Source organism: Pikeienuella sp. (genome assembly GCF_046290545.1).
In the GTDB taxonomy this organism is placed as follows: Bacteria; Pseudomonadota; Alphaproteobacteria; order Rhodobacterales; family Rhodobacteraceae; genus Pikeienuella.
Map to the genome: position 1 here is coordinate 1 of NZ_JBKAGV010000016.1, position 19,466 is coordinate 19,466.

The 19,466-nt window shown below is 62.4% G+C and carries 13 protein-coding genes and 1 tRNA gene; 5 read left to right on the top strand and 9 right to left on the bottom strand.

Features of this window, described 5'->3' with window-relative positions; translation table 11 throughout:
- Window positions 1-276: 276 nt before the first annotated feature.
- The 8 genes from ACE37J_RS15220 to ACE37J_RS15255 form a co-directional block, all read right to left on the bottom strand.
- Window positions 277-726, bottom strand: a complete 450-nt coding sequence (locus ACE37J_RS15220) for a very short patch repair endonuclease (protein WP_409712429.1) — start codon at window positions 724-726, stop codon at window positions 277-279.
- A 9-nt stretch (window positions 727-735) separates the two neighbouring features.
- Window positions 736-6,222: an ATP-binding protein gene (locus tag ACE37J_RS15225; RefSeq protein ID WP_409712431.1), complete on the bottom strand. Its 5,487-nt coding sequence runs from the start codon at window positions 6,220-6,222 to the stop codon at window positions 736-738.
- Complete coding sequence (locus tag ACE37J_RS15230) at window positions 6,219-7,739, bottom strand: hypothetical protein (protein WP_409712433.1); 1,521 nt, start codon at window positions 7,737-7,739, stop codon at window positions 6,219-6,221. Before ACE37J_RS15230 ends, ACE37J_RS15225 begins: the two co-directional genes overlap by 4 nt.
- A complete protein-coding gene (locus tag ACE37J_RS15235; protein WP_409712435.1) occupies window positions 7,736-9,436 on the bottom strand; it encodes a hypothetical protein in 1,701 nt (566 codons plus the stop codon). Before ACE37J_RS15235 ends, ACE37J_RS15230 begins: the two co-directional genes overlap by 4 nt.
- 411 nt (window positions 9,437-9,847) lie before the next feature.
- Window positions 9,848-11,290: a DNA cytosine methyltransferase gene (locus ACE37J_RS15240; protein WP_409712437.1), complete on the bottom strand. Its 1,443-nt coding sequence runs from the start codon at window positions 11,288-11,290 to the stop codon at window positions 9,848-9,850.
- Window positions 11,291-11,302: 12 nt separating this feature from the next.
- Window positions 11,303-11,485 (bottom strand): type II toxin-antitoxin system Phd/YefM family antitoxin, encoded by a 183-nt coding sequence (locus tag ACE37J_RS15245; RefSeq protein ID WP_263390395.1) that lies wholly within the window; start codon window positions 11,483-11,485, stop codon window positions 11,303-11,305.
- A 392-nt stretch (window positions 11,486-11,877) separates the two neighbouring features.
- Window positions 11,878-11,967 (bottom strand) — tRNA-Ser (locus tag ACE37J_RS15250).
- A 175-nt stretch (window positions 11,968-12,142) separates the two neighbouring features.
- Window positions 12,143-12,403, bottom strand: a complete 261-nt coding sequence (locus ACE37J_RS15255) for a hypothetical protein (protein ID WP_409712439.1) — start codon at window positions 12,401-12,403, stop codon at window positions 12,143-12,145.
- A gap of 349 nt (window positions 12,404-12,752) precedes the next feature.
- On the opposite strand from ACE37J_RS15255, the gene ACE37J_RS15260 reads away from it, so the two are divergent.
- The 5 genes from ACE37J_RS15260 (at window position 12,753) to ACE37J_RS15280 (ending at window position 18,288) form a co-directional block, all read left to right on the top strand.
- Window positions 12,753-13,967 (top strand): acyltransferase family protein, encoded by a 1,215-nt coding sequence (locus ACE37J_RS15260; protein WP_409712441.1) that lies wholly within the window; start codon window positions 12,753-12,755, stop codon window positions 13,965-13,967.
- A gap of 289 nt (window positions 13,968-14,256) precedes the next feature.
- The gene (locus ACE37J_RS15265; protein ID WP_409712443.1) at window positions 14,257-15,474 is read left to right on the top strand and encodes an aromatic ring-hydroxylating oxygenase subunit alpha; all 1,218 of its coding nucleotides are present in this window, start codon (window positions 14,257-14,259) and stop codon (window positions 15,472-15,474) included.
- 62 nt (window positions 15,475-15,536) lie between these two features.
- Window positions 15,537-16,403 carry an ABC transporter permease gene (locus tag ACE37J_RS15270; RefSeq protein WP_409712908.1) on the top strand — a complete coding sequence of 289 codons (867 nt, stop codon included), beginning with the start codon at window positions 15,537-15,539 and terminating at the stop codon, window positions 16,401-16,403.
- Between the two features lie 17 nt (window positions 16,404-16,420).
- Window positions 16,421-17,209 carry an ABC transporter permease gene (locus tag ACE37J_RS15275; protein ID WP_409712445.1) on the top strand — a complete coding sequence of 263 codons (789 nt, stop codon included), beginning with the start codon at window positions 16,421-16,423 and terminating at the stop codon, window positions 17,207-17,209.
- Complete coding sequence (locus tag ACE37J_RS15280; protein ID WP_409712447.1) at window positions 17,206-18,288, top strand: ABC transporter ATP-binding protein; 1,083 nt, start codon at window positions 17,206-17,208, stop codon at window positions 18,286-18,288. The genes ACE37J_RS15275 and ACE37J_RS15280 overlap by 4 nt, the downstream gene beginning before the upstream one ends.
- Before the next feature lie 4 nt (window positions 18,289-18,292).
- On the opposite strand, the gene ACE37J_RS15285 is transcribed toward ACE37J_RS15280, so the two are convergent.
- Window positions 18,293-19,459, bottom strand: a complete 1,167-nt coding sequence (locus ACE37J_RS15285) for an aromatic ring-hydroxylating oxygenase subunit alpha (RefSeq protein ID WP_409712449.1) — start codon at window positions 19,457-19,459, stop codon at window positions 18,293-18,295.
- Window positions 19,460-19,466: the final 7 nt, after the last annotated feature.

The following is a 19,466-nucleotide window of genomic DNA, read 5'->3' on the forward strand; positions in this document are numbered from 1 at the left end:
ACGCCCCTGATCCAATGGACGTCGCTGTCGACGTCCTCAGAGACGTCTCATCGCAGATCAGACCGCGAAAATGCAGGCGGCCAAGAGCGGCCGGTTACCTTCGATCAAGGGCCAGACTCTAATCTCAGATGGAGGAAAAACTCAGTGGCAGGTCACAGGGACCAGAGGTGACACTGGCACGGGTGTTGGAGCCGTTCCCATTGGACTGGTGGGAGCAGCGACCGGCCCGCGCTTAGCCGAGGCCTGGGGTTCAGGGGCCATTCAGATGGATACGGCTTAGTTTCCCGCCGGAGCTCCCACGAATCGTTCCGGGCAAATTTCATCCACGACTCTGCGCACAGCCCCAGCCACCTGATTTGCGGAACTCAGCTCGCACTCCCAGACGACGATTACCCTCCATCCCAGCCCTTCGAGCTGTTCCCTAGTCCGCGCATCGCGCACGACATTTCGGTCGAACTTCTCTACCCAAAACTCAGTATTGGTCTTTGGCGTAGTGGCGATCTTGCAACCGCTATGGCGGTGCCAGAAGCAGCCGTGGACGAAGATGACAGTCTTATGGCGCGGCAGGACGATATCAGGCTTGCCTGGTAAGCCCTTGCTGTGGAGCCTGAACCTGAAGCCTATGGCATGCATTGCGCGACGCAGTGCAACTTCCGGCGCAGTGTTCGATGAGCGGATCCGCGACATTCGCTCCGATCGCTCCGAAGGGCTCAAGAAATCGACCACCGCGTCGTCCTACTGCTCACCACCTACCCGGGTCCGTATGTGCTCGAAGAATGGGTAGCCCCGTATGAATTCGCCTGGGCTATCGAAGGACTTGTAAAGGCATTGGTGGTTCCCCAGGCCCTTTATGCGCTCCGCCATTTCGGCAGCGGTAGCCGTCAGGCCCAGAGCCGACAGTTCGGCTGTTGTTACGTTGGGGACTTTATGAATGAACCAAGTTAGTAGTGGCTCCCGGTAGTCGGTGCCACCTCCTTTGAAATGCCGAAGGTACTGGGAGGCCAAGATTACACCGGTACCGAATTCACGCCCCTGAAGCAGTAGCTTTCTCAGTACGTCAAACTCATAGCGCATGATGTTGTCGGCTTCGTCAACAAGTAAGTAGGAATCGATTGCTCGCAGCTGCGGATCCTTACCAAGAAATGGCCGCTTGGGGGTCCGGAGCATGTTCTCATAGAACATGTTCAGTAGTACGGCGACCAGCATGTTCTTGCTGTGGTCGTCCTGACCAAGAGCGTCCAGCGCTATAACGACGACTCCGTCGAGGAAAGTGTCGAACGGTACAATTCTTGATTGATCTTCCTCGAAAATCTCCATGTCGAGCATGTCGCCGATGATCGACATCGGGGAGTCGGGCTTACCGTCGACAATTTCGTGGTAGGCGGTGTGCACCTCGCGCAGTGTAGGTGGAATGTTTGAGGCTGCTCCATCATAGGCTTCCTTGACCGCACGCTTCAGTTTGTCACGCTGCACAGTGCCAATCCCAGAATAGATCTTTCCGAGCACATCGGCAAAGAACCGGAATCGATCAAACCACGGTGCAGGGACGTCGCCGCTAGTACGAGTGTCGAATAGGTTCAGGGGTATGCGGTGCGGCCGGACGACGCGCGCGCCAGTGGCGGCGACAAAGTCGTCGCTACTGTAGTCCCGCTTGTAGTCGAAGATGAGGAATCTCGGTGGATGCCCGCGGTTCTCTGGACCTGACGACGCGATTTGGGCGATCAGGGATTTCAGCAGCTGTGTTTTGCCAGTGCCGAGGTCGCCCACTACACCGATGTTGAGCTGGTTGAGGCGAGTGTCCGATATGTTCAGCTCGAGGTCGCGGGGGCGAAAGCCATCGATCGTCTTCCCGACATCAAGTATGACACCCTTGCTCACGGGCTCTGGGGGGCGTTGGTCGCCTTCTCCGCGCAATGGTTGGGCGGGCGAAGGCATGACCTCGAGATCCTCACTAGTCACCCCGACCTGATCTTGAACCCCGGCAGGCGCTGCCTCCTCGGGAGCATCTGCGGTGGCCCGAGTTTCAGCTTCGGGCACTGGGCCTGGCATTAGCTGCCAGTCGTCCAGACGCGCTCGAACCGTATCGTAGAACGCAGCCGGGTCGCCAGCCACTACCTCACCGGCGTCCCCGCGACCGATTACTATGGTCTCCTCAAAGCCATCGTTGTCGAAGTCCTGCGGCTTGCTCGAGGGGTTGTCGTCCAGAATGATCAGTCGCCCGCGAGTATCGACCTCCACGCAGTTGCTTCCGTCGAGGATTGCGCGGGCAATTCGCTCGTGGAACTCGGACCATCGTGCAGTGTGGCCGACGACGTCAGGATGTTGACTGTACACGCGCAGCCCAAAACCGATCATCGAAAGAAGCAAGTGCTGGTAAGCAATGGCCCACAGCCGAGGCTGTTCGTCGTGGCGCTGCATTGCGGACAGGAGGTGTGACAGCGCTTTTGCTTGATCGAGCGCCTCGACTGCCTCGTTGGCGCTGAAACGGGAAGTTGGCCGGCACTTGACTTCGATCGGCGTGATCTTAACCCGGACATTTCCACCCGAGAGATCGATGCCAACAACGACAAGGTCTGGCCGAAGTTGCGTTAGGTCGCCCCGTTCCTTTCCGAGAGCTCGGCAAAGGTCCCCAATGTAGCCGCGAAACGGATCGACGGGCACGACAATCGCAATAGTGGCGTCCTCGGCCGTTCCCCCAATTACAGGCAAAAGTCCGTCGCCTATGTGATGGTCGCCTCGGAAGCGGTCCTGAAGGAGACGCACGCCCACGAATATTCCGAGGTCCCCCGTTGCCCCGCTGTCGTCGCCCGCGAGGCCCTTTATGGTCGGGATACCGCGCCGCGCGACCTCCAAAAGGACGTCCTGCACTTTCTCCGGGTCCAGTTGGTCGCAGCCAGGCAGCCGCGCAAGAGCGAGCGACAGCGAGTCCCGGTCCGCGTCGGTAACCTGGGACAAAAGGTAGTAGCCATTCGTGTCACCCGCTCTATGGGAATAAGATGGTAGGTCGAAGTCCCAAAGATAGGCACCGTCGAGCCAGCCACCGAGGAAGCAAGCTGGGTCGATTGCCGCCGATGACACCGCGACGAAGTCGGTACGGCGCTCCCTGAGCATATGCTGGATCTCGTGAACGTTTGGCGCGAACTGCAAGCCCGTACGGAGTGACCCTAGGTTCTCCACCGCGGAAAGCAGGGCCGCAACCTTGTCGAGCAGAATATCGCCAGTGGGTTCGGATGTAGTCGACTGGCGAGACTCGGCGAGGAACGCACCCGGCAGTTGCCTTCTGACGCGATGCCTGATCATCCCCCCAGCGCTGAGAGGCGTACGGCCGTCCATGCTTTCTGAGCGGGGCTCAGACATATCCAACTGGGCGATGATGCCAAGGTCCGGTACTGCGCCTGCGGGTTGGCCGGAATACCACCGGACACTATTGCCGGTGTCCTCCGACAGGTTCGAGAGCGTCGCCTCATCTGGCCGTGAACCATGCGGGCGGTCGTCAAACACCTCTACGAACCTGGGGCCGACGGACCTACTCCTTGGCCTCCGGGAATCCTCCTGAAACCGCAAGGTACACCATTCCACCAGCCCTTCATTGCACGCGTCCGTAGTTCCGCCCGCGCTCGAGACTGCAACTGCTACGACAGGCTTCGCCGAAAGCAAGTCGGACACGTCGTCGAGGGCGCGCATGACTTGCGCGGCACTGAACCCAACAGAGATTCCCCCGACTTTGATGCCGAAGACATCGCCGAATGGTGCTGCCAGCGAGCGCTCCGGCAGCTTCTCGAGCTCTCGCCCGTTCCAAAGAACAGACCAGTAGTCAGTGCCGTTCTCGACCGCTAAAAAGTTTACCTGGTCAACACCGGCGGGCGACCGAAGGTGGAGAGACAGAATATCTGGCACGCAATCGGGATCTAGGACGCTTGCAGCTGGGCAAGGTTTCCCAGCCTCGTCCGCCTCGACGAGGATGCGCTGGGCCGCGACATGCCAGCCTACGCGCATTGGGTGCATGGGCGAGAGCAAGATTGCGACCGGCTCGCGCGCGAGGCTCCGCCCGCTGGGGTCTAAACTCGATATTGAAATGACGTCTGCCCAGCAAGCAACCTCTGGATCTGACGCGATCCACCTATGGTAGGCATCCACGTATTTTTCAACTGCCGATGCAAACTGATCGTCACGCAGCGCCCACTCGCCCAATCGTGCAGTCTCGAACACTCCCGACTGGTCTCCGTCGCCGCGAATGTATTCCGCAATCTCCTCTCGGGCATCCAGAAATTCGGGTGGAGGGTTGAATTCAACTGGCGCCGGACGGGAGTCTTGAATGAACGCTCCGCGAGAAAGTATTGGTCCGCTGCCGGTGTTCCAGTTGGGCGGCGACCAGTGCTCTCCATAGTCTTCCGCCAGAACAATCGGCTGGTATGACGACCGGATCGCTTCAGGGGAAAGAATCCAGTCTTGAAGCATCGTTGATCTGACGGCACGGTTCACTGTGATAACAGCCTTGGCATCGAAGCCTTCCAACTGGCGCCGGTTAACCTTGATTAGGCGTTCGAACTCGCTTCGGCAGCCCACCTCTGGGACATCATCACAAGTGATAAATGTGCGGCAGGTCTCGCGCGCGAGTTTGCCATCTTTCCCCACGCGCGAGAAATGCAGGTCAAGCTGACAGTTGCCATCGGCTTCGATTTCCGACCGGTATACTTCGGGCGTTGCCTGCCGGAGGGTGACAAGTGTTGGTGTGCTTGCATTCCCATCTCCCTGATCGGCCGAGACATGGGCAGACACATCGACAGTAACGCCAGGAGAAACAAAAACGAGCAACTCGTACCGCCCAGGTCCCGGCACGCTGAGGCCTGCCTCCCAGTCAGCTCCCGCGCCCCTGCCACGCTTCGCGGGCTTGCGAGGTGGTGAAAACTTGCGGGCAAGCCGGCAGGCCACAACAATTCCTGGTTGCCATGTGGCGAGCGAAACAACTTTGATTGACGCGGGCTTGAAGCCCTGCGCCATCGCCCTGTAGGTCAGCGGCAGCTTGTGGGTTGGCGGTGTCGGGTCGGATAGAGTTTCGACGCTGCCTGAGGCCACGTCCCCGATCAATCCATTGCCTGCAGCAGGCGTACGGTTAACCCCGATCCGACCACCGTTTGGATCGCCGCCGTTTGTCTCTATCTGCAGATCTACCTGACCAGACACGATCACGGGCATGGACTTGCCTAACGCCGCCAGCGAATTGCTGCAGGTCATGGCGATGTCACCGTCAGGATCACCGTCAGGCGATCCCTCTGCCAACAATTCAGTCCATTTCTCGACGTCGAGAGCGACCCACCAATCAGGCGCCGCCGGCAAGGCAAGTTGTCCTGCGGGGCGGTAGTAGGCAGGCGTTGCCCGTTCGAACGTAGTGGCAACCTCACAACCTGAGCGGACGTGCTCCAGATAAGCCGCAAGATGTCTCTGGTCCTCATCACTCGCGCCGTCTGACAGCCGCTCGACGCTCCTTCGAAAGCCCTCTGACATTGCCTCGGCAATACTTTTGAGTGTTCCGATCTGTTCCCTGGCAGCAAGCACGCCGTTGCGCATCGGCGGGAAGCCGCATGCAAGGCTGATGGCCACGCCAGGCTGGAGACCTGAGGCGGCATTGATGGAAAACAGACGCGAAAGTACCCGCCATGCGCCCTCGCGGGGTGAGTTCCCGGCTTCTACTTCGTCGGCCGCCCGCGCTGCAGCCTCCACTAGCCGCCTGCCGTCCTCGACAAGCGCGTCGGGCACGCCAGCCTGGGATAACGCTTGCACTACAAGGCTTTGGATGAAGCTGTCGTCCCACCAAGCTTCAAAAGTCGTGTTCCCGCCGTTGTTGCTTTCAGCAACGCCGAACTTGTCTGTGGTGCTGCCGACCGACAGGATGCTGTGCTCGCCAGGGGGTATGAGCGCGACGAAGCTCGCTGACCTTGGCAAGTTGCGAAGATCAAGAAGGTGATCCTCGTCGCACCAGCCAGATACCCCAACGGCTGGATTGCCCTCTGGAAGCTCTTCGCGCGGGACTTGCAAGAGAAACGGCAAGTCTTTCAACTCTATGCTATCCGGCTGCCTGGTGAGATCTTCGAAAACTTGAAACATCAGTTCGTGCGGCGGCCCAAGGAATATCAGGCGTATTTCGCGGGCGTCTTCGGTGGTTGCGCCAGCACCGATCCGCGATCGGATGCGATCTGCCAGTGCCGATGCTAACCTGTTCATTCGGTGGCCCCTTTAATGGTGTTTGGGCGGAAAGGCGGGACCAGCAGCATGCCGCTCTCAGCGTCGGGGCTATCCAGAACCAAACCTAGCATCCGGAGTTGGTGGCCAAGCTCGTTCTGGGGGATGTCGCGATGGTCCATCGCGACGCCGTACTGGGCTAGGTGTTGCGCTAGCCTATGCACCGAGCGTGGACCCGCGACGCCAGCGAGCGAGCAATGAACGAGGGCAATAATCGCGACCGGGCCGAGCGAGACAATCCATGGGCTATTTGTGTGTGGTCCTTGCTTGCGCAGCAAGTATCCCTGATCATAGCCTCTGAGGCGTGGGTTGGCTGTCTGGCGCTGTTGAAGGCTGTAGGTGACAAACTCGTTTATGTTCGACCCTATGCCCTTGCGGCATAGGAGCGTTCTAGTCTCACGGTCGACAAGATCATCAACCGTATCGCGGATTTCCGAGGAGCGAGCGCCCGTACAAAAGCTACGAACCTGGTCGCATACCTCTGCTAGTCCATTGGCAGATCCTAGCACATTGGCTGGCGCCGCCCCGGCTTCCTCCAGAGCCCAAAGGGTCGCGTTGATTCCTAGTCTGGCCGTGAGGTACCGGGAGATGCTGTCCCGGATTCCGGGTAGGGGCTTGTTCGAAAGCGGCAAAAACGAAAACCGATCAGGATACACGCGTGCACGGGCGTCGGCCGCGGATTTTGGTCCAGTACCATTCAGCGCTTCAGAAAGGCACGTCCAGACGCGCGAGTGCACCTCGCAGAGCCATACGACGTGTGCCACTGTTCCGAGGCGCAGTACGGCCTCAAGGAGGCTTGTCCACTGCCGCCGGGTCAGGAGGTCCTTTGCCGCGATGACTGAATTGAGATCCTGCACAAACTGGCGTGCAGGAAACGCCCCGCCGCCTACATCCGGGCAGTCTGGCATCGCTTCAGGCGGAGCCGGCACGAATTCCCAGTTGGGCTCCGGCAGCCATGCCTCCACCTCCGATTGAAGGAAGCGAGCGAAGATGTCGTCATCGTCGCAGACTGCAAGCGCTTCAAACAAATACTTCCACGTCTCTTCCGCTGCTGATCGGTTTGGTGAACCCAGCCAGATCATTCGTCGGACCAGAGTTCCGGGAGTCCACGGGTTACCTGCTAGCCTTGGCGAACCTGAAAACAGGGCCAGCTGTGGCACTAGAGGTGTGACTTGTAGGAAGCGTTTGGCGGACTGGTTCGACCGTTTGGGACTCTCGAGTACCGCGTTCAGCAGGGTGTCGAAAGCGTCCGGATCGAGCGTCCCGCTGGATGGTTTGGATGCCCTTTCGCGCGCTTTCCTGATCTGCGCTTGCAGCCTGGTGCCTTGCGGGGGCACAGAACGCTCGCTTACTCCGGGCAGCCCGATCACCCGATAGAGTGACGAGAGGACCACTTCGGAAGTCGCATACTCCGGGGCTGGCGACATTGCCAGCGCGCCTTTGCCATAAGCAGCATGCGACTTGCCCCAGGGAGCGTCCCGGAAGTCCGCGAGGCTCATGGGCGATTGCTCCTGCCGACCATGCCGAATCCTAAGCGCCTTTTCTCAATCGTTACGCCGTTCCCTAACCGGATTTCGGCACGACGAAGAACATTAGCATCCCGTACGATTGGGCCCGCGAGGCGTGCGCCTGTGGTGTCGAGTAGTGCGAGCACTGAACGCGGAAGTGAGGCATAGGACATGCCTCGCTCGATATCCTTGACCGCTTTGAACAAGTCGTAGGTCAAGGCGACGTCTTGCGCCGAATTACCCTCTCCCACCTCGAGAAAGCGCAATGGAGCCGCTGGTCGCCCGTCCGCGGCGGCGTTAGCGGGCTGCACGTGCCGCCTCGGCACGACGAGCAAGGCCTGCACGTTCGAAGGAGGAAGCGGCTGGCCAAAGGTTGTGGTCAGGGAGACCTCAAACTCCTGGTTTTTGTTGAGCAAAAGCTCAATCTCACGTGCTACTTCGAACAGGCTGTCGTCCTTTTTGTCTTCCACGACAGCCTGAAATTCACGCAGGACGGAAGCATCAAGGACGGTCATTGTGCGAGCCCCGATTGACCTTCGCACCAGCCGACAGGAGAAGTCGCGCACCACCCTTTGGACCCGGGTCGCAGTCGCGGGGCGCTTCTTGCGAACATCCTGCCGAGAAAGAAAGGTATCCAGCTCGACTAGTCGGCGCAGGAGCTCGACCTCAAGCGCCGTTAGGATTCGCGACTTGCGAACATGCTCCAAGCCCTCGGCCACTGAGCGGCTAAAGCGCGTATCGATGTCGCGGAGCCGGTAGCTCGTGTTGCGACTGACGTCGACAGTGGTGTCGGGGGAAGCGAGAGCTGGGTCGAGAACGCTCGAGAAGCTATCCAACACCCCTTCGATCATAGTAGGCAGGTAAGGAGATCGCCTGGAGCTCAAGAACCACTGCAATCCCATTGCGGTGTTGTTGTCTTGAAGCCCAAGCTCCTTGATGTCCTTAAGCAATGACGGCCCGGCCTCTCGGTCCCAAAGGTGAAAAAGCGCATGATGGTACTGGGCAGCAACTAGCTCGAAGATAGCCGAGGAGGTCCTCGGCGACGGTTTGGCCTTGCGGACGGCCTGCTCGTCTGCAACGGACATGTTTGCGGCCCAGGCGCACGGCTTGAGGTCTGTCTCCCGCGTCTCGTGGCGGTGGCCTGCGAGCAGATACGAGAACAGAGAAAAGAGGTCACGGAAGCTCCAGCGCTTACCGCTGCCAAGTTCATACCAGCGCAACATTGCGAGCAATCCTGTTTGCTCGCGGGGGTGCGAGAGCTGTTCCCGGCTGGTGCAAAATGGGCATCGCTGACCAGCCTCGCACTCGCCATAAACGGGCCACAAGCTCGTTTGGACCGCCTGTCGGAGGACGTGCTCAGCTGGAGGCGGATCCCCGTCATCCGTGGAAACCAGCAGAGACTCCATGTCCATCGGCCACACGGCGATGCCCGGGTATCCACCAAGGGGCCAGCATGATGGCGCGTCGGGAAGAAGGCTGACCGCCCGGGTTACACTTTCCAGCAATCTGCGCAATACAGGCTGCTCTGTTTCCGCGGCCAATATAAGCGCATCGTCTAGCACACCGCGGTTCACGCAACAAAGATACAGCCCCGTCGTGCCGTCGGCGAGCGCGCTATCAAGTTCCTGAAGCAACAGCTCAGCTGCTGACTTGCCCGTGGCACCGGCAACAACGGAGGCATCTTGCACGATCGACAGTGCAAGGCCTCCGCGTGGTGGGCGAGCCAGTCGACCTGCGTCGACGGAGACTACACGAGGCACCTTGCCTTCTGTAGGACTAAATCTGCTCGCAAGTTCCCCTATTAGGGTACCTCCGCAATTAAGCGAGGCGTCAATCCATCCCATAGTCGTCTCGATCGCCTCGGTCTTCCCGTTGCCGGGACCGCCTACGAGCAGGACCACGCGTGGTGCCTCTGGGACTCCCCTGCCAACTTCGGCGCACCACTGTTCGAGCTTGGCCAGAAGGTTCGTCTTGAAAACTCGTTCGCCCGGTCGGCCACTAGACTCATCGAAGGGACGGCGCACGCCTCCTGACCGGTTGCCGGCCCAGTCAAGAAGCTGAGCTGGAAATCGCGGTGCAAGCATACCTTCAGTCATGCGCTACTCCGCTGCCGATACGGTGCGCAGCTCGCTTCCTGCAATGACTGCCTTTGCAAGCTCAATTTCCTTTAGCGCCTGCGATACCGCCATCCCGATCACACGCGCCAGATAAGGTGGTACGGCATTGCCGACTTGAGTGTACCGTGGGCACTCACGTGTCCGCCGGTCGCCCCCCGTCGTGTATTTACCCTTAAACACGAACCAATCAGGGAATGACTGAATGCGAGCACTTTCTCGCACAGTAAGGATCCTTGGCTCTGAATAATGCAGTACATCGTCAGGCAGGGTCGTAATCGTCGGCGCCGGTTCAGTCGGGGACATCGGGTATATTCGGTGCTTCTTGAGACCATATCCGAGGCGCGCCTCATCGTTCATCCGGACGCCCTTGCGGCATTCCAGGAGTATCCGGGCAAACCTTTGGCGAACTTCATCTCGATGGCGCGCTAGCCGCATGCTGTTAGGAGTGCCCGAGGCGCCCTGACGCATGAGCTCTTGGTAGGTAGTCATAGCTGAGCGGGGAGTAGCCTCAAAAAAACCACGCGGCGATTGGGCATCTGTGCAGGAAACCATTGGGCGATCTCCAATCTCCAAGTCGGAGATCGCATCTGCGGCAGAGATGACCTCGCCTATCCCGAACTCCCGCAGCTGCTGACACCTTGCTTCTTCTAGCAAGGCAAAGACGCGATCAATGCCACCAGCAAGAAATGGCGAAAGATCTTTTCGTATGCCGATGGCGATAAGCCTGGAACGCTTCTGCGGCACTCCGAAGCGGGACGCGTCCAAGAGTTCGGCTTTCACCACATAGCCGGCAGTATCGAGACTAGCAGCCAACTTCTCGTAAAAGGATTGCTTTCGCGGCGAGCGCCCCGATTGCAGGTCAACCACCGCTCCACTCTTATGGGCCACCTGCATGCCTGGCACGTTTTCAAGGACCAGCACGTTCGGGTGCAGGGCTTCAACAGCTTCAACATACTTGTTGAAGAGTAGGTTCCGGGGATCGTCCTCTATTCTCCGTCCAGCGAAGCTGAATCCCTGACAGGGGGGACCACCGGCTAGAACCTCGACCTCACCGCTCAGTTGCTCGAGTTGTTCCTTATGCTCTCCGAGGACCTCATCAATACCCCACGCCCGTTGGTCCAACCATGACGGCCACATGAAGCGGTAAGCTTCTGGCGAGTCATCTCCAATGAAATTGGTCGAGAACGTCTCAAATGCCATCTCGTCGCGCTCAATTGCAAAGAGGCCACGCATCCCCGCCAGGGAAAGCCCGAGGGAAAGCCCTCCACAGCCAGAAAACAGATCCACAAATTTTCGCGCCTGCTTGACCTCATCATACTCGCCTGCCCCGCTGCCGGGGGGGTCGCCCAGCTGCCCATCCCCAGCCGAGCCCCCAAGCCCGGTCAGGTCAGCCGGCAATCCATCCTTTTGTGCCTGCTTGGCCACTACTTCTTACCCTCAACTTTCCCGCTGCTTGACAGTCGCTGCGTCACTCAGCGTCGTCAGCCGTTCGAACTCTTCCACGGCCACGACCACCACAACCGGGCGGCCGTGTTTCTCGATCACCACCGGTTCGGCTCGTGCGGTGTCGATGAGCAGGCCGAACTGATGCTTCGCGTCCCGTGCGGACATGGCCTTCATGGCAGTGCTCCCTGCTTTGGGTCACAATGAACAAAAGAGTCCGATATCACAATCAGGAAGTCGCGGGATCGACGGCCATTTCTGCGAAAGACAAAGGATACCTTGATGCGCCAAGTATTGGTGAACGGGCGTTGGATCTCAGGAGCTTTTGGTGAACGCCACTGACATCGAAGTGCATAGCGGCGACGCTCAATTTCTGATGTCTTTCCAGTACCTTGAAGAAAATTCACCAAAACGGCGCAGGCAACAGGTCCGGAGAATATCGGCCCTGAGAGACCGCTTCCGGGCCTCCCGGCGCCGGGGCCAGTGCTCAGCCCCTCCCGCATAACCCTCGAAAACAACGAGAAAATCCGGCCACAGCCGGATCGGGAGAACGCTTTCGCGAGGGCAAGTGGCGGAGAGAGAGGGATTCGAACCCTCGAGACGGTTCCCCGCCTACACACTTTCCAGGCGTGCGCCTTCGACCACTCGGCCACCTCTCCGTCATACGTCGGTTACCGAGATCGGGCGCGTATTGCAAGATGGCCAGGCCTCAGAAGCAGGATGCGCCGGTGTAGCCGTGTAGGAGGACAAGCGTCGCTCCAAATCTCCCGGATTATCAGTTTCCCGGGAGCTGCCGGGTGCGATGCAGCCCGTCCTCGCTCCGGCGGCGGTGACTCAGCCCCCCCACCACGCAACGAACGTCAGGCTGTCGCCATACCTGACGCGGTCGGGCGCGCCGTGCAGGGTGAGAAGGTCGGGCGGAACTTCGATGACATCAGTCGCCCACGTCGAGGAGCCATGGCGCATGCCGAGCTTCTCGAAGGCGCCGCCATGAAGCGAGTGCTGTTCGTGAACACCGGATGCGAAGCATGCATCATCGCCCGGCAGACGGCCGACCGGGGCGGCGCTGCTCGGCTCCGGCGACACGCTCTGCATTCGAAATCGAGACGTCGAACCTGCGCCCGATCGACGCCGCGCCATTCTGGCGAAACGATGTGTGAAAAACTTCAAGCCGATTCATGATCTTCGACGCATTCGCGCGGCTTGCCGCCCAAGCGATTGCCCCCTTTCTCGCAATGACTTCGCAATCCGCCTGGTCATGGCCTCGGGCCGTCCGGGCGGTTGCACGAGCTTGGCGGATGTGACCGGCCACGCCGGCGCACGGGCGCCGCCACTGGTCGGTCTTGTCGCCTTGACGCTGTATTCTCGGCAGTCCATCGTTCAGTAATCGGCGGGATGTATTGTGAGAACGCTCGCCGTTGTGGAACTGAAGGGGACTCAGACTATGAACCGAGCCCGGCGGCGGACGACGATCGGCGACCGACTGGCGGAGAGCGGCGGCGTCGGTCACGGCTTTGACTTTCTTCGAATCTTTCTCGCCACCGGAATCGTCGCCTATCACGTGCTCCCGATCGCCATGCCGGAAGTGGACGAGCGGAGCATTCCGCTGCTCTGGATGATCAAATACACACTGTTGACCTCTTTCTTCGCGCTCAGCGGGTTCCTGATCACCGGCAGCGCGTTGCGGCTCAGCCTGAGAAACTTCCTGATTAACCGCGGGCTCCGAATTGTGCCGGCGCTCTCCGTCGAGGTCGTATTGTGCGCGCTGGTGCTGGGCCCGCTCGTTACGGTCATTCCGCTCTCGGAGTATTTTTCTTCCCGCGAGTTCTGGGTCTATCTGAGCAATTCGATAGGGATCGTACACTTTTACCTTCCCGGAGTGTTCGTCGAAAACCCGATGCGGATCGTCAACATCAACCTGTGGACGGTCCCGCACGAGATCGGTTGTTATGTCATCATTTCGGGTTTCATCATCTTCGGCACTTTGCGTCGGCCCGGCTTGGTCCTGGCGGCCGGGGCGGCGACGGTCGCCGCCGGACTTTTCCTGGTGGGCTACGACGCCGCTACGGGCGGCACCCTGAACCAGGGCTTCATCGGCGAGAAAGTCTATCGCCTGATGCATTCACAGGTTTCGCGTCTCTATGTCGGCTTCCTTCTTGGCATAGCCGTGTTTCTATACCGCGACAGGATTCCCTATTCGCCGATCCTTGCGCTCGCATCCGCCGCTTTCATCGTCGTCGGCGGCCTCTTCGAGCCGGAAACCACGATCTACCCCCTGATGAACCTCGTCTACGGCCCGGCGGTCGTTTATCTGACGGCCTATCTGGGGGTCAGCAGGATCTGGCTTCCCAAGCTGTTCAAGCAGGGGGATTACTCCTACGGCATCTATCTCTACGGCTTTCCCATCCAGCAACTTGTCGTCCATGTCGCGCCAGGCCTCGGATATGTCGAAAATCTGGCGATCAGTCTGGTGGCGATCGGAGTTTTTGCCGCATTTTCCTGGCATTTCGTCGAGAAGCCGATCCTGGCGCAGCGTCGACGCTTCTCCTTCGTGGCGCGGGTCCGGCTCGACGACGAAGCGGCCGAAACCGCGCCGCCCGTCGCGGCGCCCGAGGCTCTGGAAGAGCGAAAGGCCCAGCGTCCCGTCCCGCCGGTCTGACAAGCCGCCGTCGGGCGTACAGGCGCCCGGGAGCGAGGCAGGGTGCACGGCCATCGCGAACAGGTCCGTCCGGGGCTCGAGCCTGCCTGACCCGAAGCGTCTCGCCTCCCGATGCCGGGAGGTCTCGGTTCAAGTCCAACCGCTTTGGTCCGCCGGGTCCGCCGCTCCCCTCTGAAGCCGCGCCGACCTCGGCTCCGGATCAGGTTCGCGCAGAGCCCCGCTTCGCCCTTGCGCCGGAGCGTCTCCTGGTGTTTTTATTTGAGCGTTCAGATAAATTGAGACGCACCGAATGAACGAAGCCAGACCCAACCCGACCGAAGCGCCTCACGGCTGGAACCGGTCAGGACTTCCCGGTTGGACCTATTCCAGCGACGCCCTGCTCGAACTGGAGACGGATCAGCTCTTCCGCCGCCATTGGCAGATCGTATGCCACGTCGCCGACGTGCCGGCACCCGGGGACTTCATGACGCTCGACGTCGCCGGAGAGCGCGGGCTTGTGATCCGCGGGAGGGACGGGGCGGTGCGCGCCTTTCACAATCTCTGCCGCCATCGCGGCTCCCGCGTCGTGGCGGGGGAGCGGGGGAATGTCAGCGGCGCGATCGTCTGCCCCTTCCACGGCTGGACCTATGACCTGACGGGGCGGCTCCGCGGCGTCGCGCAGCCGCGCAGCCTGCCGGAGCTCGACCCGGTGGAATGGGGCTTGAAGCCCCTGGAGATGGAGATCTGGCATGGCCTCGTCTTCGTGCGCTTTGCGCCCGGGCCGCAGCCTTCCGTCGCCGACCTCATGGCGCGGCACGAGGAAGAGATCGCGCCGTACCGGCCGGAGGCGCTGGCCGCGACGGACGGCCCGCTCTGGTCAGACCCGGCGCCGGTGAACTGGAAGGCGGTGCGGGACGTGGACAACGAGGGCTACCACGTCGCCATGGCCCATCCGGGCCTCCATGAGCTCTATGGGCGCTATTACTACGACGAGCCCTTCGTGGACGGCACCTCCCGCTCCTTCGCCACGTTCAACCCTGGCGCAGGGCGGCTCTGGAGCGTGCAACGCTACAAGAAGATCTTGCCTGAGGCGGACTGGCTGCCGGAGAGCCATCGCCGCGCCTGGCTCTATATTGGAATCTTCCCCAACGCCGTAGTCAGCTTCTATCCGGACAGTGTGAACTTCTACCAGGAATTCCCGGTCTCCGCCGGCGAATCCCGCGTCCGCGGCGCGACCTACCGGCTTCCTGACGAAAACCGGGAATGGCGCGCCGCGCGCTATCTTTCCGGCCGGATCGACGCGATCACGGCGGAAGAGGACAAGCAGCTCACCATCTGGGCGGCCGAGGCGACGAAATCGAGCGCCTATGACGGCGTGATCCTCTCCGATCTCGAATACGGCGTGAAGAGCCACCATGACCAGTTGCGCGCGCTTCTTCCCGTCGTAACACTGGACGTGGAGCCGAGGGCGGAGGAGATGGCGGCCGTGAACGAGAGGTTGGCGACCGAGAGGATCGAAGCCGAGTGAGCGCCGCGGGCGAGCGCGCGGCGCCGGCCGCATACGAAAGCCCGGCGCGGCCCCGGCGCCGCATCGGCCTCCTCCTCCGCGGCGAGGCGGCTCAGGGGCTCCTGCTCGTCAGCCCAACCTTCCTCTACGCGCTCGTCCTCCTCGCCGCGCCGCTCGCGCTCGTCGTTCTTCTCAGCTTCTGGACGCAGAATTATCTGGAACTCGACAGGACCTTCACGTTCGCCAATTACCGGGAAGCGTGGACGGACCCGCTCTACCGCCTGCTGATGCTCCGCTCTCTGGCGATTTCCGGAATCGTCACCGTTCTGACGGTGATCCTGGCCTTCCCCATCGCCTATTTCGTCGCCTTCCACGTGAAGCGGAACCGCGCGCTCTGGCTCTTTCTCATCACGATCCCGTTCTGGACGAGCTACCTCCTCCGGGTGTTCCTCTGGAAGGTGATCCTCGGCTACAACGGCGTCCTCAACAGCGCGCTGATCTGGCTCGGCCTCGTCGAGGAGCCGCTGACCTTCATCCTCTACGACGTCAATGCCGTGATCCTGACGCTGACGCATGCCTGGGCGCCCTTCGCGATCCTGCCGATCTACGTCGCCCTCTCGCGGATCGACAGGAGCCTGCTCGAGGCGGCGGAGGATCTCGGGGACGGGCCGCTGCGCCGCTTCTTCCGCGTCACGCTGCCGCTCGCCATGCCGGGCGTGCTCGCGGCGGGGCTGATCGTCTTCATCCCGACCGTAGGGGATTACGTGACGCCGCGGCTCGTCGGCGGGTCGGACGGGTTGATGATCGCCAACATCATTCAGGTGCAGTTCGGCAAGGCGAACGATGCGCCGCTCGGCGCTGCGCTCTCCGTCTCCTCGATGGCGATCGTCGCGGCGATCTCGCTCACGCTTCTCCTCGTCGCGCGGCGCTTCGGGGGCGCTGCGCGATGAGTGCGGCGGGGCGCAGCATGGGGCTCAGGGGATACGCCCTGCTCTATCTCCTCTTCCTCTACGCCCCGGTGATCCTCCTCCCGCTTTTCGCCTTCAACGACAGCGCGATCATCGCCTTCCCGCTCTCGGGCTTCACCACGGCCGCCTTCACCCAGCTCTGGGAGACGCCGGCGCTCCATGCCGCGGTCTGGAACAGCCTGAAGGTCGGGGTCGCCGCCGCGCTCATAAGCACCGCGCTCGGCATCTTCGCGGCGCGCGCCGCCGCGCGGAGCCGCTTTCCGGCGAAGCGGCCGATCATGGGCCTCATCATGGCGCCGCTCGTCCTGCCGGAGATCATCATCGCCGTCGCCCTGCTGATCGTGCTGGTCCAGCTCGGCATGCCGCTCTCGCTCTGGACGGTCGCGCTCGGTCATGTCCTCATCTGCACGCCATTCGCCGTCGCCATCCTCTCCTCCGCCTTTCTCGCGCTCGACCAGAGCCTCGAAGAGGCGTCGCTCGACCTCGGGGAGAGCCGGGCGGGCACCTTCTTCCGCGTCACGCTCCCGCTCGTCGCGCCGGGGATCGTGGCGAGCCTCCTCATTTCCTTCACCCTCTCGCTGGACGAGTTCATCATCGCCTTCTTCCTCACCGGGTCGGACGCCACCCTGCCGGTCTATATCTGGAGCCAGCTCCGCTTCACCTCGAAGTTGCCGAGCGTGATGGCTCTCGGCTTCCTCCTCCTCCTCTTCTCGCTCCTTCTCCTCATCGCGGCGGAATGGTTCCGCCGCCGCGCCCGGCGTGGAGTCGACTCGGAGGGCTGGCTATGAGCGCGCCGCTGATCGCGCTCGACCGGGTGGAGAAGCGCTTCGGCGCCTTCACCGCGCTCCATGGCGTCTCCGCCGAGATCCGGGAGGGGGAGTTCTTTTCCCTCCTCGGCCCCTCGGGTTGCGGCAAGACCACGCTCCTCCGCTGCATCGCCGGGTTCGAGCAGCCGACGGGCGGCGAGATCAGGATCGACGGCGCCTCGATGGAGGGCGTGCCGGCCAACCGGCGGCCAACCAACATGGTGTTCCAGAGCTACGCCATCTTCCCGCATCTCGATGTGGCGCAGAATGTCGGCTACGGCCTCCGCCGCCTCGGCCTGAAGCGGGAGGAGGCGGCGCGCCGGGTGGAGGAGGCGCTGGCGATGGTCGATCTCGCCGGATATGGCGCGCGGCCCTCCGGCAAGCTTTCGGGCGGGCAGCGCCAGCGCGTCGCCCTCGCCCGCGCGCTTGTCATGCGCCCCCGCGTCCTGCTGCTGGACGAGCCGCTTTCCGCCCTCGACAAGAAGCTCCGCGAGCAGATGCAGGCGGAGCTGCGCCGGCTCCAGCGCGCCGTCGGCATCACCTTCATCCTCGTGACGCACGATCAGGAGGAGGCGCTCATCATGTCGGACCGGATCGCCGTGATGTTCGACGGGCGGATCGCGCAGGTCGCGGATTCGGAAACGCTCTACCGCCGCCCGGTCAGCCGCCGCGTCGCCGCCTTCATCGGCGTGATGAATTTTCTGGAGGCCCGCGTCTCCGCCGCCTCCGGCGGGGGGATCGAGGCGGAGATCGAAGGGCTGGGCCGCGTCGCGCTGCGCGCGGATCAGGCTCCGGGCGGCGCATCGGGGGCGCGCTCGGCCGGGGTCCGTCCGGAGCTCCTCAGCCTGCTCCAGCCGGGGGAGGCGGCCGAGCGCACAGCGGACGGCGTGGTCGAGGATGTGGTCTATTACGGCTACATGACCGATTTCGCCGTCAGGCTGGACGGAATGACACGTCCCCTCACCGTCTCGATGCGAAATGCCGCCGGGCGGCAGTCGCCGACGAAAGGGGCGCGTGTGCGCGTCGGCTGGTCCGCCGAGTCGGTCGTACTCCTCGCCTGAAGTCTCAGCTCTCGAGCCGGGCGCGGAGCCAGCCGTGGAAAGCGGCGATTTCGTATTCCTCCTGCATCAGCACGCCCGCCTCGAACGGCGCGGCGCGGAGCCCCCGCTGGTTCCCCTCGCAGGCCGCCGCATCCTCCGCCATCACCCGCTTTGCGAAAGCGGCGAGCGCCGGGCCGTCGATCCCGGCATCGGGCGGCGCGAGCCACGTCGCCTCCAGCCGCGTCCGCCCCGGCCCGAGCGGCAGGACGCGGACGGGGCGGGCATGGTCGACATGGCCGACCATGAAGAAGGACGGGAGGATCACGGCGTAGGTCTGCCCCCGCGCCGCATCATCGTCCGCGAGTCCCGGAAGGCGCGGGCCGGCGGCGCGCCCGTCCTCCGTCCAGCTTTCGGCGCCCTCCCGGAGCCGCCCGGTCAGCGCCGGCGGCGCGTCTGGCCCGTGGTCGCGCCACGCCGGATCGTCCTCCCGCTCCATGATCCCGCGCCCGTAGATCGGAACGAGCGCAGAAAGCGCGGGGTGGACGCCGGGGCAATGCAGGCACTCGTTGAAATTCTCCCAGAAGAGCTTCCAGTCGCAATCTATGTCGATCGTCTCACTGTGGACGGGGGCGAGCGTCTCCGGTCGCCACGGCGCGAGCGGCGCAAGGTCGGGGCCATGCGCAGCCGCGAAATCCCCCTGCCCCCCGCCAGCGGCGTTGACGAAGACGAACCCGCCCCATTCCGCGACGCCAAGCGGGACAAGACCATGCCCCGCCCGGTCGAACCCCTCCACCGCCCGCGCCTTGCCGGTGGCGAGGAGCAGCCCGTCCTCCGCATAGGTCCAGTCGTGATAGGGGCAGGAAATCCGGCCGCCGGCGATCCGCCCTGCCCCCTCCGGGCAAAGCTCCGCCCCCCGGTGGCGGCAAACATTGTGGAAGGCCCGGAGCGCGCCCGCCCCGTCACGGAGCGCGAGAACGTTCATCCCCGCGAGCGGCGCGGCAAGCCGGGCGCCGGGAGCGGCCAGCGCCTCCGCCCGCGCGAAGGCGACCCAGCCTTTTCGCCAGATCGCCGCCATCTCCCGCGCATGCTGCGCCGGGTCTCCATACCAGGCGGCGGGCAGAGAGGCGGCGGCGCGCTTCAGGCCGTTGAAGCCCTCCGCCCGCTCCGTCGCCCGGCCCGCATCGCCGTCCATCGCGGCC